We start from the raw sequence: 15,622 nt of genomic DNA on the forward strand, positions 1-15,622 counted from the left end.
CCGCAAGTGGTTTTTTGCAGAAACCGGGAAAAACTTCGCCGGCCCCGTCACGAGCCACCGCCACAGTCCTTGTTTTAAAGGTAGATAGGCCGCCCCGCCGGGGATCAAGCTTTTGGCCTCTGGAAAAGTTGCCCCTGGGTGACCCGAGCCTCGGCGCGCACGATTCAGGGGCATTCTAGGGATCGGGGCCGACTCGCTGCCCTTCCGAGCGGCAAAATCGAGTCGGCGAGTCGCGATTCCGGGCGAAATTTATTCCGGGGCGCCGCCGCGAGTCGTCGTGTGGTCGCTATGGGGGCGGTCCACCGGAGCATCGGGGGGCGTGACCAGATCGCGGCGCATGGCCTCCATCACCAAGAGCTCCAGCCCCTCGCCCCCGTCAGCCACGTGATCGAACAGCTTGCGCCGCATACGCGGCTCCCAGAAGTCGTTGATATGGGCCGCCAGGCGTTCGGCGCTGTCCATGCTTGGCTGCGTCTTGAAGAAGGTGGCGATCTGGTTGGCCATGTGGACCGTCTTTTCAGGCGTCATCGGGCTCTCCGCTCAGGCGATGGGGATGGGAATAGAGATCGAAGCCGCCGCCACGGGCATTCGCCGCGACGGTCAGGCCTGCAGCTTCGGCTGCACGAAGTGCCGCAGCGGTCGGCGCCGAGACAGCCACCAGTATGGGCACCCCCGCGACCGCGCATTTCTGCACGAGTTCCAGCGACACGCGGCTTGTCATCACGACGGCGCCCGCGCCGGGGTTGATCCCGTCCCGCAGCATGGCGCCCAGAAGTTTGTCGAGCGCGTTGTGTCGGCCGACATCTTCGCGCGCGAGGATGATCCCCCGCCCCGGCAGAAGCAGCCCCGCCGCATGCACGGCCCGGGTGGCATCGTGCAAAGGCTGCTGGCCCCGCAAGGCATCCGTCGCCTCCGAGATCTCGCTCGCGGAGAAGGCCGCGCCCGGCGCTGTGATCGCGGGAAGGCTGCGCGCCGCCTGGTCGAGGCTGTCGATCCCGCAAAGACCGCAACCCACTGGCCCGGCCATGGTCCGACGGCGGGCGGCCAGCGCCTGCTCACGCTCCGCCACCAGCCAGAACCGCGCTTCCAGCCCGGCGTCGTGTGTAACGACCTCGAACTCCTCGATGTCGTTCAGATCGCGGATGAACCCTTCGCTCAGGGCAAAGCCGTGCGCAAAGTCCGGGATATGGTCGGGCGTGGCCATCATCACGGCCTGCGTGGTGCCGTTGCAGACGACGGCGACAGGGGTCTCTTCTGGCAGCGCGCGGCAGACCTGCCGGACGGCGCCGTCTGGGGTGACGGCGCGGGCCGGAACCGGCCCTGCGCTGCCCGGGACCCTCGGGCTCACTCCGCGGCCGGAAGTATCCGACGCGCCTGGCGGGCCTGGCTGGCGTAGTCCTCCTGCCAGTCCGACGGGCCGTTCGAGGGGCTGACCTGAACCGCCGTCACCTTGTACTCGGGGCAGTTCGTGGCCCAGTCGGAGTAATCCGTGGTAATCACGTTGGCCTGCGTGTCGGGATGGTGGAACGTGGTGTAGACCACACCGGGACTGACGCGATCGGTGATCTTGGCCCGCAGGGTGGTCTCACCGGACCGGCTCGCCAGCCGCACGAAGTCGCCGTCGTTGACGCCCCGGTTCTCGGCATCATGCGGATGGATCTCGAGCAGATCCTCGGCATGCCACGCGATGTTGCCCGTGCGCCGGGTCTGCGCCCCCACGTTGTACTGCGACAGGATGCGTCCCGTTGTCAGCAGCAACGGGAAACGCGGGCCGGTGCGTTCGTCGGTCGCCACGTATTCGGTGACGATGAACCGCCCCTTGCCGCGCACGAAGCCGTCGACATGCATCATCGGCATGCCGTCGGGCGATGCGTCGTTGCAGGGCCACTGGACCGACCCCATTTCTTCGAGCTTTTCGTAGGACACGCCAGAGAAGCTGGGCGTGGTCGCCGCGATCTCGTCCATGATCTGGCTGGGATGGGTATAGTTCCAGTCGGCCCCCATCGCCTGCGCCAGAAGCTGCGTCACCTCCCAGTCGGCATAGCGGGCCTTGGGCGCCATCACCTTGCGCACGCGGTTGATGCGGCGTTCGGCGTTGGTGAAGGTCCCGTCCTTTTCCAAGAAGGTCGAGCCCGGCAGAAAGACATGCGCGTAGTTCGAAGTTTCGTTCAGGAACAGGTCGTGGACGATCACGCATTCCATCGCGGCGAGGCCCGCCGCGACGTGCTTGGTGTCGGGGTCGGACTGCAGGATGTCCTCTCCTTGGCAATAGAGCCCCTTGAACGTGCCTTCGACCGCGGCATCCAGCATGTTGGGAATGCGCAGACCCGGCTCGTGGTCGATCTCGACCCCCCAGAGGCGTTCGAAGATGCCACGCGTCTCGGGGCTTTTGACATGGCGATAGCCCGGCAGCTCGTGCGGGAAGGAGCCCATGTCGCACGACCCCTGAACGTTGTTCTGCCCGCGCAACGGGTTCACGCCCACGCCCGCGCGACCGATATTGCCCGTCAGCATGGCGAGGTTGGCGATGCCGATGACGGTGGTCGAGCCCTGGCTGTGCTCGGTCACCCCGAGGCCATAGTAGATCGCCCCGTTGCCGCCCTTGGCATAAAGCCGGGCCGCCTGCCGCAAATCCGCCGCGGGCACGCCGGTCAGGCTTTCCACCGCCTCGGGCGCGTGGCGCGGATCGCGCACGAACTCCATGTAGTCGGCAAAGCTTGCGTCGTCGCAGCGTTCGGCGATGAAGGCGTCATCGGTCAGGCCCTCGTTCACGATGACATGTGCCATCGCGGTGACGACGGCGACGTTGGTGCCGGGGCGCAGGGCCAGGTGGTGCGACGCCTCGATATGCGCCGACCGGACAAGGTCGATGCGGCGCGGATCGACGACGATCAGTTTTGCCCCCTGCCGCAGCCGCTTTTTGAGGCGCGAGGCAAAGACCGGGTGGCCGTCGGTCGGGTTGGCGCCGATCACCATGACCACGTCCGAGTGTTCGACGCTGTCGAAATCCTGCGTGCCGGCCGAGGTGCCGTAGGTCTGGCCCAGGCCATAACCGGTGGGCGAATGGCACACCCGCGCGCAGGTGTCGGTGTTGTTGTTGCCGAAGACGCCGCGCGCCAGCTTCTGCACCAGGAACGTCTCTTCGTTGGTGCAGCGGCTCGAGGTGATGACGCCGATGGACCGGCGGCCATAGTCCTCCTGCAGCCCGCGCATCTTGGTCGCGGCAAAGCTCAGCGCCTCGTCCCAACCGACCTCGCGCCAGGGCTCGTCGATGCGGTCGCGGATCATCGGGCTCAGGATGCGGTCGGAATGCTCGGCATAGCCATAGGCAAAGCGGCCCTTCACGCAGGAATGGCCGCGGTTCGCCTTGCCGTGCTTGTAGGGCACCATGCGCACCAGCTGGTCGCCCTGAAGCTCGGCCTTGAACGAACAGCCGACGCCGCAATAGGCGCAGGTGGTCACGACCGAGCGTTCGGGCGTGCCCATCTCGATCACCGACTTCTCCTGCAACGTCGCGGTCGGACAGGCCTGCACGCAGGCGCCGCAGCTGACGCAGTCGGAGGACAGGAAATCGTCGGTCGACATCCCGGCGCTGACGCGGGCATCGAAACCGCGCCCCTCGATCGTCAGGGCAAAGGTGCCCTGAACTTCGTCACAGGCGCGGACACACCGATTGCACAGGATGCATTTCGACGGGTCGTAGGTGAAATAGGGGTTCGAATCGTCGGCGGGGATGTAATCGGGGTTACCCAGATCCATCTGCGGCGCCCGCGCCCGCGCGTCTCCCTGCGCCAGCGTGCCCGCGCCAGACCGGTCGTAGTGGTTGCGCCCCGGGGTGTAGCGCACGTCGCGCAGGCCCACCGCGCCCGCCTGGTCCTGCAGCTCGCAATCGCCGTTGGCCGCGCAGGTCAGGCAGTCCAGCGGGTGGTCGGAGATGTACAGCTCCATCACCCCGCGGCGGATCTTCTTCACCTTCTGCGACTGGGTGTGCACCACCATGCCCGGGTGCACCGGCGTGGTGCAGGAGGCGGGCGTGCCGCGCCGGCCCTCGATCTCGACCACGCAAAGCCGGCACGACCCCCAGGCCTCGAGGTTGTCGCTGGCGCAGAGCTTCGGGATATCCAGCCCCGCCTCGGCAGCGGCCCGCATGACCGAGGTGCCTTCGGGGACCGTCACCTCGAAACCGTCGATGGTCAGCGAGACGGGCTTGCCCTCCTTGGCGGGGGTGCCCATGTCGCGATCGTCCCAGGGGATGATGAAGTCCTTCATTCGGCGGCCTCCTTCTGACGCGCAAAGTCGTCGGGGAAGTGGGTGAGCGCGCTCATCACCGGGTAGGGCGTGAAACCCCCCAGCGCACAGAGCGATCCGTCGGTCATCGTCTCGCACAAATCGGTCAGAAGCGCCGCGGCCGCCGGGTCCCCGGCGGCGATGCGGTCGATCGTCTCGACCCCGCGTGTCGCCCCCAGACGGCAGGGCGTGCACTTGCCGCAGCTTTCAACGGCGCAGAATTCCATCGCGAAGCGGGCCATGCCCAGCATGTCGGCGGTGTCGTCGAAAACGGTGATGCCGGCATGGCCGATCAGCCCGCCCTGCCCGTCGAATTCCTCGTAGCCGAAGGGCGTGTCGAACTTCTCGCGCGGGAAATAGGCCCCCAGGGGCCCGCCGACCTGAACCGCCTTGACCGGGCGCCCGCTGGCGGTGCCCCCGGCGACATCGTCCACCAACTCGCCCAGCGGCAGGCCGAACGCCGTCTCGAACAGTCCGCCGAAGCGGACGTTGCCGGCGATCTGCACCGGGATCGTGCCCTTCGACCGGCCCAACCCGAAATTGGCGAAATGCTCGGCCCCGCGTTCGAAGATCACCGGCACCGTGGCCAGCGAGATCACGTTGTTGACGACCGTGGGCTTGCCCAGAAACCCGTGCAGCGCGGGCAGCGGCGGCTTGGCCCGGACCACGCCACGCTTGCCTTCCAGGCTGTTGAGAAGCGAGGTCTCCTCGCCGCAGACATAGGCGCCTGCGCCAACGCGGATCTCCATGTCGTAGCTTCGCCCGGACCCCAGGACGTCGGCCCCCAGAAGCCCGCGGGCCCGGCCGATGCGCACGGCCTCCTGCATCACCTCGATCGCGTCGGGGTATTCGGACCGCAGGTAGACATAGCCCCGGGTGGCGCCGGTCGCGATCCCGGCGATGGCCATCCCCTCGATCAGCGAGAAGGGATCGCCTTCCATGATCATGCGGTCGGCAAAGGTGCCCGAGTCGCCTTCGTCCGCGTTGCAGACGATGTATTTCTGATCGGCCCTGGCCAGCCGCACCGTGTCCCACTTGATCCCCGTAGGGAACCCCGCGCCGCCGCGACCGCGCAGGCCCGACAGTTTAAGCTCGTCGACAATCGCCTCGCCCGACATGGCCAGCGCCCGGCGCAGGCCCTTCAGCCCGCCGGTCGCCTCGTAGGCGTCAAGGTCGAGCGGATCGATCACGCCGCACCGGGCAAAGGTCAGCCGGGTCTGGCGGGCGAAGAACGGAATATCCTCGACCCGTCCCAGCGTGTCGATCTCGCCACCCAGAAGGGCCGGCACATCCGCGGCCCGCACGGGTCCGTAGGCCAACCGCCCCTGCCCCGCATCGATTTCGACCAGAGGTTCCAACCAGGTCATGCCGCGGCTGCCGACGCGGATCAGCTCGACCGTGATGCCGCGCGCCTCTGCCTCGTCGCGGATCGCAACTGCGACATCCTCGGCGCCCAGGGCCTTGGCCACGGCATCGCGGGACAGGTAGATCTTCATGTCCGCGCCTCCGCGAGAAGCGCGTCCAGACGCGTCTCGTCCAGCCCGGCCACGACCCGTCCGTCGACCATCGCGTTGGGGCCGTTGGCGCACAGGCCCAGGCAATAGACAGGCTCGACCGTGATCGCGCCGTCGGTGGTCGTGCCGTGCCACTCGACCCCCAGCTTGGCCAGCGCCGTTGCCGCAAGGGTATTGGCGCCGCGGGCCTGGCAGGCCTCGGCCCGGCAGATCTTGACCGTGTGGCGCCCGGCCTTCGCCTTGCGGAAGTCGTGGTAGAAGGACATCACGCCATGCACCTCGGCACGCGTCAGGTTCAGCGCGTCGGCGATCACCGGGATCGCGGCCTGCGGAACATGGCCGAACATATCCTGAAGTGCGTGAAGCATCGGCAAAAGCGGACCTTCAAGCTGCGCGTGACGGGCGACGATCTCGCCGATCTCGTGCAGGTCCTGTTCCGTGGCCACAATGCTGGCGCCCGACGTGGCGGCACTGGCTGACATGGCTGTCCTCCCTTGGGTCGTGGGGAGCATCACCGCATTTGCATGCGGGAATCAATAATCGATTCCCGTCGATTGATCGGATTTCCCGATCATGCGCGCTGATTCAGCCAGACGCCTCGTCGTGCATCCTCCGGCCCTCGGCCAGCAATTCGCGGATCATCGGCGTCTGCGGCTCGGCCCGCGGGGCGACGATACCCATGGCATGCCCGGCCCGCCCGCCCTCGATCGGCACGGTGGCCAGCGGGCGGCCGGCGGCGAGAAAGGTGGCGATGTCACGGGGCAGGATCGTCATGCAGTCGCTGGCCCCGGCCTTGGCCGCCAGCACGATGATCGAGCTCGACTCGATCCAGACCTCGGCTTCGACCCCCGCTTCGGCCAGGTTGCGGTCAAGAATGCGGCGGTTCTGCATGTCGGGAGTGAGCAGCGCCAGCTTCTGACCGCGGAACGCCTCCCACCCCACGTGGCTGCGGCTGGCCAGCTCGGACCCCGCCGCGCAGACCAGCATGTAGCTTTCGCGGTAGAGCTCCTGCGTCGCGTGCCGCCCGAGCGGTTCGTTGTCGAGATAGGACAGGCCGGCGTCGACCTCGAGGTTCTCGAGCATCCGCAGCACTTCGGACGAGTTGCGCGACAGGATGGTGAAGCGCACCCCGGGGTGGCGCGCGCCGAACCGGCTGAGCAGGTCGGCCGCCCAGGTCAGCGCAGTGGGCACCACCGCCACACGCAGCCGCCCGGACACGCCGCCGCGCGTCGCGCGCATCTCGTCGCGCAGGCGGCGGGTTTCGCCGACTATGCCGCGGGCGCGCACCAGCGCCCGCTCGCCCTCGGGCGTCAGGCCGCCGTAGCGCGAGCCGCGAAAGATCAGCTTGACCCCAAGCTGGTCCTCAAGCTGCTTGATCCCCGACGACAGGGTCGGCTGGCTGATGCCCAGCGTCTGCGCCGCCCGGCCGAAATGCCCTTCGGTCGCGACGGCGATGAACATCTCAAGCTTGTCGATCATCTGCGCCCGCGCCCCCGTTTGCGGCCCCGCCTCGCGACAAAGTTACCCACGGGCGTGGCCTGAACGAAACCGTTGCCCCCTTTTGCTGCGTAGATACTGGCAGTGGCGTATCGGACATGGCACAGAAGCCACATCACCGCCCATGTCGGGGAACCTGGGGCAAAGCCCTTCGATTGAGGCGATAGCACTGCCGCAGCGTCCGCGTCGTCACCGGCGCCGCACCGGCTGGAAAAGACTGTCATCTGGAGACCGAAACACCATGACGATGAACCGCAGAGACATGATGGCCTCGGGCCTTGCCGCCTTCGGCGCCAGCCTCTGGACCGGCAGCGCGCTCGCGCAGGCCGCCGCGACCGAGGCCGGAGCCGCCGCCGGGGCCGCGCCGCTTGCCCCCGATGCCGCCGAAGCCGCGGTCGACCCCGATCTGCCGGCCCGCCTGCGCCCAGCCCTGGTGACCATGCGCGCCAACCTTCCGGCCGGACAGGTCCACGTCTTCCCCGACCACTTCCAGCTGTTCTGGACCCTGCCCAACCGGCAGGCCTGGCGCTACGGCATCCGCGTCGGCCGCAAGGGCCTGTACGAGCCCGGCCGCTACTACGTCGGCGCCAAAAAGGAATGGCCATCGTGGAAACCCACGCCCGACATGATCGAGCGTGAGCCCGAGCATTACGGGAAATACGCCGAAGAGGGCATGGAAGGCGGGCCGAACAACCCGCTGGGTGCCCGCGCGCTCTACCTCTTCCAGGAGGGACGCGGCGACACCTACCTGCGGATCCACGGAACGGCGGACGAGTGGTCCATCGGCCGCGCCGTATCGAACGGCTGTGCAGGCCTGACGAACGAGCAGATCAAGCTGCTTTATACCAAGGTTCCGATGAATGCGACGGTGGTGCTTTATCCCAAGATGATCCCGGCCGGCGTCAGCTAAGCTCGCCAGGCCGCAGTCACCTGAACGAAGAAAGGGGCGCCCCGACGGGGCGCCCCTTTTTGCTGTCCGACTTGCGCCGCGCGGATAATGACGGGGGCGGCGGCCGCCCGGTTTCAGCCCGCGCTGCGGTGGTTGAACCGGATCGACGACACGAAGGAGACGCCGATGATCGCCGCGCCGATCAGACCGGTGACGACCTCGGGCACGTGCAGCATGCTTTGCGCGAACATGATGATGCTGAGCGCGAGGATCGAGTAGAAGGCGCCGTGCTCCAGGAACCGGAACTGGCTGAGCGTCTGCTTTTCCACCAGCATGATCGTCATCGACCGCACGTACATCGCCCCGATCCCCAGGCCGATGGCGATCAGGAACAGGTTCTGCGTCAGCGCGAAGGCCCCGATGACCCCGTCGAAGGAAAAGCTGGCGTCGAGCACTTCGAGATAGAGGAACGCGCCGAACCCACCCCGCGCGGCGGCACCGGTGACGTCGGTTTCCGCATCCAGGAAATGGCTGAGCGCCTCGACCGCCATGAACACCACGGCGCCCAGGATCGCGGCCCCGAAGAACTCGGCCTGCCGCGCCTCGGGCAAGAGGCTGCCGAAGATCAGCACGATCAGCAGGACCAGCCCGTAGGCCAAGCCCTGGATGGCGGAAAGCCGGCGCAGCCGGTCCTCGACCCGCCCGATCCAGTCGATGTCCTTGTCCTCGTCTATGAAAAAGCTCAGCGCGACGAGCATCAGGAAGGTCCCGCCGAAGGCCGAGATCGACAGGTGGCTGTCATGCATGATCTCGGCATAGCGCTGCGGGTCGGTCGCGGCGAGGCGCAGCGCCTCCCACGGGCCGATCCATGCAGCGATGGCGACGACGGCCAGCGGAAAGACGATGCGCATCCCGAAGACCGCGATCACGATGCCCCACGTCAGGAACCGCCGCTGCCAGACCGGGTCCATCGTCTTCAGCTTGTTGGCGTTGACGATGGCGTTGTCGAAGCTGAGCGAGATCTCAAGCACCGCCAGCACCGACCCCACCAGCAGGAACGCCAGGGCGCCCGACACCGTCCCCTCGTACCTGAACCCCAGCCAGAAGGCTCCGGCAAGGCCCAGGGCGGTGACCAGGAAGGCCCATTTGAAGTAGTGTAGCGCGGTGGACATGAAATCTCCGGCAGATTGCAGGGCGGGGCGGTGCAGCCCCTGCCCAATGTGTTTCTCTCGAGCCTCAGCCGCCGGGCCGCAGCGTACGTTCGAAGAAGGACACGAGCCCCTCCTCGACCTGCCGGGTGGTCATCGTGTCCTCGATCGAATGGCCCAGCCCCTCGACCCGAAGCAGCGTCGCATCAACGCCCGCGCCGGCCAGTGCATCATGCAGGCGGACGCTCTGGTCAACGGGTACGATGGGATCGGCGGTGCCGTGAACCAGAAAGACCGGCGGATCGCCGGCATCGATGTGGGTTTCGGGCAGGCCCGGCGCCACGGCGTCCGCATTCGCGGGGTCCCCCGCCATCAAGCCGAAATGCTGGTTCACGAGGCCGAGCCCCTCGGGCGCCATCTCATCGACGTAGATGGCGGGATAGATCGCCGCGATGGCCTGCACGGCGGCGCTGCTGTCCTCGGGGCCCGTGCCTGTGCCGGGACCGAAGGCATCCTCGTCCGACAGCCCGGCCAGAAGCGCGATGTGCCCACCGGCCGAGTTGCCCATGAGCGCCATCGCGTCGGGATCTATGTTGAAGCTGTCGGCATTGGCGCGCAGGAACCGGATCGCGCGCTTCACGTCCTCTTGCGGGACGGGGAACTGCGCCTCGCCAATGCCGCGGTAATCGACCGTGGCAACGGCGAACCCGGCCTCGGCCAGCCGGGTCAGCTGGGGCAGCACGCGCTCGCGTTCGATCGGTTGCCAGCCGCTGCCGAGGACGAAGACCACCACGGGCGTGGCCACATCGGTCACCGGTCGCAGCAGGTCGAGGTAGAGCGCATCGCGCTTGAACCCGTGATCGTTCTGGGCGAACTGGATGCCGGTCAACAGATCGACAGGCAGGCGATCGGCGCGATCGGGCGTGATATCCACGATCTCGGCCCCAACCGGGCCGGCGATGCCAAGCGCCAAGGCCGCCAATGCGCCCCGGATCGGCCCAAAGCCGCTGTCACGTCTCATGGTCGTCTCCTCCTCCACTAAGCTCGGACCCCGGTCGCCCTGCCGGTCCGCCGCCTCAGGCCGTCAGCTTCAGCCGGGCCTCGCGGCGCTGGCGCTGCACCTCGGGGTCGGGGTCGAGCCCGGCGGCCAGCAGACGCTGGGTATACCCTTCGCGCGGGTCCTCGAAGATGCGGCGCACCGGGCCCTGTTCGACGATGTCGCCCGATTTCATCACCAGCACCCGGTCGGCGAAGTCGCGCACCACCGGAAGGTCGTGGGCGATGAACATGAAGGCGATGCCAAGCTCGTCCCGCAGCCGCCCCAGAAGCTCGATCACCTGCGCCTGGATGGAGACGTCGAGCGCGCTGACGGCCTCGTCGCAGATGATCAGATCGGGTTCCAGAGCCAGCGCGCGGGCGATGGCGATCCGCTGCCGCTGCCCGCCCGAGAACTGGTGCGGATAACGCCCGGCGTGGCTCGCCTCCAGCCCGACTTGTTCAAGCAGTTCGACGACGCGGTCGCGCCAGCGCCGTTTCTCCAGAACGTCGCGGTGGATCACCCATGCCTCGGAGATGATGTCATGCACCGACATCCGCGGGTTGAGCGACTGGGTCGGATCCTGGAACACCATCTGGATCTGCCGGCGGACCTTGCCCATCTCGCGCGGCGACATCTGCAGCAGGTCCTGGCCCTTCCACAGCGCCTCGCCTCCGCTGGCCTCTTCCAGCCGCAGGATCAGGCGGGCGAGCGTCGACTTGCCCGACCCGGATTCGCCCACGACGGCCAGCGTCTCGGCCGCCATCAGATCAAAGCTCGCGCCCTTCAGCGCGTCGAAGGCGCCATAGCTTTTCTTCATGTTGCGGCAGGACAGGATCGGCTCGGCCGTCTCGTCCGGCACGCGCATCTCGCCCTGCCCCGGCGCCGCGGCGATCAGCTTGCGGGTATAGGGGTGTTTGGCGGCATGGTAGATCTCGTGCGGCGTGCCGGTCTCGACGATCTTGCCGCCCTCCATCACCACGACGCGGTCTGCGGATTCGGCCACAACGCCGAGGTCGTGGGTGATCAGAACCAGCCCCATTCCGGTCTCGGCCTGCAGCTCTTCGAGCAGGGTCAGGACCTCGGCCTGCACCGTGACGTCGAGCGCGGTGGTGGGTTCGTCGGCGATCAGGATGTCGGGCTTCAACGCCAGGGCCATCGCGATCATCAGGCGCTGCCGCTGCCCGCCAGAGAACTGGTGGGGGTATTTCTTCAGCGCCGCCTCCGGGTTCGGGATCCCGACGCGCCGCACCAGTTCAAGCGCGCGGTCCCGCGCCATCTGGCCCGGCCGCCCATGCGCGGTGACCGTCTCGGCGATCTGCCAGCCGACGGTGTAGACCGGGTTCAGGTGGCTCAGCGGATCCTGAAAGATCATCGCGATGCGCTTGCCGTTCAGCGCGCGCCGCTCTTCCTCGGACAATGTCAGGAGGTCCTTGCCGTCGAACCAGATCTCGCCCGAGTGGATTTCGCCCGGGGGGCAATCGATCAGGTTCATGATCGCCGAGGACGACACCGACTTGCCCGACCCGGACTCGCCCAGGATCGCCAGCGTCTCGCCCCGGTCGACATGCCACGACACGTCGTTGACCGCGTTCACGACCCCCTGCGCCGTGTGGAAGCGGACCGAGAGGTTGCGTACCTCGAGCAGATGGTCAGGCATTCTTGCCTCCGATTTCCAGGCGCCAGCGCTGCGTGGGATCAAGCGCGACGCGCATCCACGAGCTGAGCAAGTTGAGAGACATCGTCGTCAGAATGATCACGAGGCCCGGCCAGAACGCGAGCCACCATGCGCTGGTCAGGTACTGCCGGCCCTGGCTGACCATCAGGCCCCAGGTGATCTCGGGCGGCTGGATGCCGATGCCGAGGAAGGACAGCGCCGACTCGGCCAGCATCACGAAGGCGAAGTCGAGCGTGGCGATGGTGACGAGCGTGGGCAGGATAACCGGCAGGATATGGCGGAACACGATCCGGAAGGTCGAGGCGCCCATCACCTGCGCGGCCTGCACGAACATCCGTTCCCGGACCTCCAGCACCTCGGCGCGGGTGGTCCGCAGGTAGATCGGGATCCGGGTGATCGCCAGAACGATGATCAGGTTCCCGACCGAGGGTTCGAGGATGTAGAGCACGATCACCGCCAGCAGCAGCGACGGGAAGGACATGATGACGTCGGCAAGGCGCATGATGACCTCGCTCAGGATCTTGCGCGAATAGCCTGCGATCAGCCCCAGCGTCGCGCCGATCAGGAACGACGCGGCGACCGCGCCCGCGGCCACCATGATCGTGTTCTGCGCCGCGACGACGATGCGCGGCAACAGCGGCCGCCCCAGCGCGTCGCCGCCCAGGATGTAGAGGAACCCGCGCTCCAGCGTGAAGGGGGCGGCATTGCGCGCCCGCAGGTTCTGGCCGCTCGCGGCGTCGCCCAGCAGCAGCGGACCGAACAGCGCGCAGAACACGACGATGATCAGGAAGATCGCCGCGAAGGTGGCGAACTTGTCGGCCCAGAGCATCCCCAGATAACCCCTCTTGGCGGGCGGGGTCGGTTTGGCCGGCGTAGTTTCGGCAGTGGTGGCGGACATGGGCGCGCGCCTCCTTCAGGTGCGGATCCGCGGATCGAGCAGGGCATAGGCCAGATCGATCAGCAGGTTCATGAGGAAGATGGCCAGCGCCGTGACCATGATCGCGGCGAGGATCACGTTGAAGTCGCGCTGCAGGATGGAATCGATCATCAGCTTGCCGACGCCGGGAAAGCCGAAGATCGTCTCGACCACCACGGCGCCGTTCAGCAGGGCCGCGGCCTGGTCGCCGATCACGGTGATGACCGGCAGCATCGCGTTGCGCAGCGTGTGAACGAAGATGATGGGGCGGTTTTTCACACCCTTTGCGCGGGCGGTCTTGACGTAGGGCGAGCCCAGCGCCGTCAGCATCGAACCGCGCACGACCTGCAGGATCAGGCCGAAGGGACGGATGAACAGCACGGCGATGGGCAGGATCCAGTGCCACACCGACCCGGTTCCCGAGGTCGGCACCCATCCCAGATTGACCGAAAAGAGGACGATCGCGACGATGGCGATCCAGAAATCGGGGGCCGACGCGCCGATCAACGACAAAAGCGACGCGACGCGGTCGAACTTGGTGCCCACCTTGAAGGCCGCGACCGAGCCGACGACGATCGCCGCGACGGTGACCAGCGTCATGGTGATGACAGCGAGCTGCAGCGTCCAGACGAAGGCTTCGAGCACGACGTCGAGCGCCGGCCGCGCCTTGCGAAGGCTGTCGCCGAAATCGCCGCGCACCAGGTCACCCAGGTAGTGGCCGAACTGGACCAGCACCGGGTCGTTCAGGCCATGAAGTTCACGGAAGTTCTGCCGCATCTCCTCGGACGCATCGACGGGCAGGAACAGCGCCGAGGGATCCCCCGTCAGGCGCGACAGGAAAAAGACCAGCACGATCAGGCCGAATAGCGAGATCAGGCTAGAAATCGCGCGTTTGCCGATCATTCGTTGCATGGCGGTCCTCCTCCCGGGGTGGCGGGGCCGCGCGGATTGCACCGCGCGGCCCCTGTCGTGGTCTGCTTAGGTCAGTTCAGGCCGATTTCGGCAAGCTGAAGCTGGCTGTTGGTGGCGATGGTCGGGGTAAAATCGATGTCTTCCGCGACCCGGGCGAAGCCCACCATGTGGAACAGCAGCCCGTCGGCGATGACCTCGTCATGCAGGTAGGCGAAAAGCTCCGACCACAGCGCGGTGCGTTCGTCGCCCGAGGCAGCCGTGGCGCGGTCGATCAGGTCGTCCACCTTCTCGTCCGAGATCCCCGACTGACGGCCTTCGCTGTCGTACTTGAAGAACATCGAGAACACCGGATCCCCGCGCGAGTTGTCGTGCTGCGCGCCGACGATGACCGGACCGTCGGTGACGAAGGGCTTCGAGTAGTACTGCTCGTGCTCGGCCACCTCGACCATCTGCAGGTCGATGTTGAAGCCCACGTCGGTCAGCATCGCGGCAATCGCCTCGTACACCTCGGTTGCGCCGGGGAAGTTGCCGGTGCGGCCGATCAGGCGGATCTGGGTGTCGACCGGCACGCCGTCGGCCTCGGCCTCTTCCAGAAGCTCGGTCGCCCGCTCGGGATCGAAGGCCCAGGGCTCGATATCCGGGTTCCAGCCGATGGTCGTCGGCGGCACGATGGCGGTCGCGATCTCGGCGCCTTCGGGCAGGATGGTGCCCAGGAACGCCTCGCGGTCGATGGCGAGGTTCAGCGCCTCGCGCACCCGCGCGTCATCCATGGGCGCGACCGAATGATCGAGCCGCAGGTAGGTGGTTTCCGAGTTCGGGTAGGCGTGGTCGAGCGCCTCGTCATCCGCCTCGATGACCGAGATCGAGGGCGCGATGTCGGCCTCGCCGGTTTCGACCATCGCCGCCCGCACCGCTTCGTCCGAGCGGAAGACGTAGGTCGCGGCGGTCACCTCGGGCGTCTCGCCCCAGTAGTCGTCGCGCAGCTCCAGCCGGATGTCCTGGCCGGGGTTCCAGGCACTGAGCACATAGGGGCCGGTGCCCACGGGTTCGCGCACGAATTCCATCGGCGTCTCGGAGGGCACGATGGTCAGCAGCGTCATCAGAAGCGGCATGATCGGCTGCGCCGGGTCCGCGGTGATGTCGAGGGTCAGGTCGTCGACCACCTCGAACTGCATGTCGATGCCTTCGTAGTAGCGCGAGATCTCGCAGGTGTTCTGGTCGCTCTGCGTCCGCTCGAACGAATGCTTCACGTCCTCTGCGTCAAAGCTCGACCCGTCGGAGAAGGTCACGCCCTCGCGCAGGTGGAACCGCCAGGTGCCGTCCTCGGTCTCTTCCCAGCTTTCGGCAAGACGCGGCTGCACGCCCCCGTCGCCGCGCACGTCCAGTTCCGTCAGCGTCTCGGAGATGTTCTGCAGGATGACCCGGCCGATATTCGACCGCGTGGACATGCAGGGCTCGACCAGGTCGAGCTCTTCACCCAGCACGATGGTCACTTCGCTGTCCTGCGCCAGCGCGGCGCCGGCCGTTGTGGTGGCGAGCAGCAGCCCCGCCAGTGCGTATCTCGGTTTCATGGTATCCTCCCTAAAAACCTTATCGTTGGTCTTTCGTCACCGCCCCGGGTCAACGCCCGCGACGCGCATCGCAGCGCCCGGCGGTCACGACCGCGGCCCCGCAATCCCAAAAACTCCGGAGAAGCCGGGCCGTCACGCCGGCGACCCCACCCGCCGCGGCGCAGCGGGTCGCGG

Annotated in this window: 13 protein-coding genes; 1 reads left to right on the forward strand and 12 read right to left on the reverse strand. The window is 67.2% G+C overall.

Annotation, left to right across the window (positions count from 1 at the left end):
- Positions 1 to 249 precede the first annotated feature (249 nt).
- The 6 genes from EKE94_RS12240 to EKE94_RS12265 form a co-directional block, all read right to left on the reverse strand.
- Positions 250 to 528 (reverse strand): formate dehydrogenase subunit delta, encoded by a 279-nt coding sequence (locus EKE94_RS12240; protein WP_127906925.1) that lies wholly within the window; start codon positions 526 to 528, stop codon positions 250 to 252.
- Positions 518 to 1,348, reverse strand: coding sequence for a formate dehydrogenase accessory sulfurtransferase FdhD (gene fdhD, locus EKE94_RS12245; protein ID WP_127906926.1), 831 nt, complete (start codon positions 1,346 to 1,348; stop codon positions 518 to 520). The genes EKE94_RS12240 and fdhD overlap by 11 nt, the downstream gene beginning before the upstream one ends.
- Positions 1,345 to 4,269 (reverse strand): formate dehydrogenase subunit alpha, encoded by a 2,925-nt coding sequence (gene fdhF / locus EKE94_RS12250; protein ID WP_127906927.1) that lies wholly within the window; start codon positions 4,267 to 4,269, stop codon positions 1,345 to 1,347. Before fdhF ends, fdhD begins: the two co-directional genes overlap by 4 nt.
- On the reverse strand, positions 4,266 to 5,783 hold the full coding sequence (locus EKE94_RS12255; RefSeq protein ID WP_127906928.1) for a formate dehydrogenase beta subunit: 1,518 nt from the start codon (positions 5,781 to 5,783) through the stop codon (positions 4,266 to 4,268). Before EKE94_RS12255 ends, fdhF begins: the two co-directional genes overlap by 4 nt.
- Positions 5,780 to 6,283, reverse strand: coding sequence for a formate dehydrogenase subunit gamma (locus EKE94_RS12260; RefSeq protein ID WP_127906929.1), 504 nt, complete (start codon positions 6,281 to 6,283; stop codon positions 5,780 to 5,782). The genes EKE94_RS12255 and EKE94_RS12260 overlap by 4 nt, the downstream gene beginning before the upstream one ends.
- Positions 6,284 to 6,386: 103 nt before the next feature.
- The gene (locus EKE94_RS12265; protein WP_127906930.1) at positions 6,387 to 7,280 is read right to left on the reverse strand and encodes a LysR family transcriptional regulator; all 894 of its coding nucleotides are present in this window, start codon (positions 7,278 to 7,280) and stop codon (positions 6,387 to 6,389) included.
- Between the two features lie 265 nt (positions 7,281 to 7,545).
- Between EKE94_RS12265 and EKE94_RS12270 the strand changes: the two genes are divergently transcribed.
- Positions 7,546 to 8,208 carry a L,D-transpeptidase gene (locus EKE94_RS12270; protein WP_127906931.1) on the forward strand — a complete coding sequence of 221 codons (663 nt, stop codon included), beginning with the start codon at positions 7,546 to 7,548 and terminating at the stop codon, positions 8,206 to 8,208.
- Between the two features lie 113 nt (positions 8,209 to 8,321).
- Here EKE94_RS12270 and EKE94_RS12275 read toward each other — a convergent pair whose 3' ends face one another.
- The 6 genes from EKE94_RS12275 to EKE94_RS12300 form a co-directional block, all read right to left on the reverse strand.
- On the reverse strand, positions 8,322 to 9,359 hold the full coding sequence (locus EKE94_RS12275) for a DUF475 domain-containing protein (protein WP_127906932.1): 1,038 nt from the start codon (positions 9,357 to 9,359) through the stop codon (positions 8,322 to 8,324).
- 64 nt (positions 9,360 to 9,423) lie between these two features.
- Positions 9,424 to 10,356: an alpha/beta hydrolase gene (locus EKE94_RS12280; RefSeq protein WP_127906933.1), complete on the reverse strand. Its 933-nt coding sequence runs from the start codon at positions 10,354 to 10,356 to the stop codon at positions 9,424 to 9,426.
- A 55-nt stretch (positions 10,357 to 10,411) separates the two neighbouring features.
- Positions 10,412 to 12,031, reverse strand: a complete 1,620-nt coding sequence (locus EKE94_RS12285; protein ID WP_127906934.1) for an ABC transporter ATP-binding protein — start codon at positions 12,029 to 12,031, stop codon at positions 10,412 to 10,414.
- The gene (locus tag EKE94_RS12290) at positions 12,024 to 12,947 is read right to left on the reverse strand and encodes an ABC transporter permease (RefSeq protein WP_127906935.1); all 924 of its coding nucleotides are present in this window, start codon (positions 12,945 to 12,947) and stop codon (positions 12,024 to 12,026) included. Before EKE94_RS12290 ends, EKE94_RS12285 begins: the two co-directional genes overlap by 8 nt.
- Before the next feature lie 15 nt (positions 12,948 to 12,962).
- On the reverse strand, positions 12,963 to 13,877 hold the full coding sequence (locus EKE94_RS12295) for an ABC transporter permease (protein ID WP_127906936.1): 915 nt from the start codon (positions 13,875 to 13,877) through the stop codon (positions 12,963 to 12,965).
- 71 nt (positions 13,878 to 13,948) lie between these two features.
- Positions 13,949 to 15,448: an ABC transporter substrate-binding protein gene (locus tag EKE94_RS12300; protein WP_127906937.1), complete on the reverse strand. Its 1,500-nt coding sequence runs from the start codon at positions 15,446 to 15,448 to the stop codon at positions 13,949 to 13,951.
- Between the last annotated feature and the right edge of the window lie 174 nt (positions 15,449 to 15,622).

It is taken from the genome of Mesobaculum littorinae, from assembly GCF_004011175.1.
In the GTDB taxonomy this organism is placed as follows: Bacteria; Pseudomonadota; Alphaproteobacteria; order Rhodobacterales; family Rhodobacteraceae; genus Tranquillimonas; species Tranquillimonas littorinae.

Excerpts from the sequence above, each read along its gene's own strand:
- EKE94_RS12240 (WP_127906925.1), bottom strand. The coding sequence starts at position 528 with ATGACGCCTGAAAAGACGGTCCACATGGCCAACCAGATCGCCACCTTC.
- fdhF (WP_127906927.1), bottom strand. The coding sequence starts at position 4,269 with ATGAAGGACTTCATCATCCCCTGGGACGATCGCGACATGGGCACCCCC.
- EKE94_RS12255 (WP_127906928.1), bottom strand. The coding sequence starts at position 5,783 with ATGAAGATCTACCTGTCCCGCGATGCCGTGGCCAAGGCCCTGGGCGCC.
- EKE94_RS12260 (WP_127906929.1), bottom strand. The coding sequence starts at position 6,283 with ATGTCAGCCAGTGCCGCCACGTCGGGCGCCAGCATTGTGGCCACGGAA.
- EKE94_RS12265 (WP_127906930.1), bottom strand. The coding sequence starts at position 7,280 with ATGATCGACAAGCTTGAGATGTTCATCGCCGTCGCGACCGAAGGGCAT.
- EKE94_RS12270 (WP_127906931.1), top strand. The coding sequence starts at position 7,546 with ATGAACCGCAGAGACATGATGGCCTCGGGCCTTGCCGCCTTCGGCGCC.
- EKE94_RS12275 (WP_127906932.1), bottom strand. The coding sequence starts at position 9,359 with ATGTCCACCGCGCTACACTACTTCAAATGGGCCTTCCTGGTCACCGCC.
- EKE94_RS12280 (WP_127906933.1), bottom strand. The coding sequence starts at position 10,356 with ATGAGACGTGACAGCGGCTTTGGGCCGATCCGGGGCGCATTGGCGGCC.
- EKE94_RS12285 (WP_127906934.1), bottom strand. The coding sequence starts at position 12,031 with ATGCCTGACCATCTGCTCGAGGTACGCAACCTCTCGGTCCGCTTCCAC.
- EKE94_RS12290 (WP_127906935.1), bottom strand. The coding sequence starts at position 12,947 with ATGTCCGCCACCACTGCCGAAACTACGCCGGCCAAACCGACCCCGCCC.
- EKE94_RS12295 (WP_127906936.1), bottom strand. The coding sequence starts at position 13,877 with ATGCAACGAATGATCGGCAAACGCGCGATTTCTAGCCTGATCTCGCTA.
- EKE94_RS12300 (WP_127906937.1), bottom strand. The coding sequence starts at position 15,448 with ATGAAACCGAGATACGCACTGGCGGGGCTGCTGCTCGCCACCACAACG.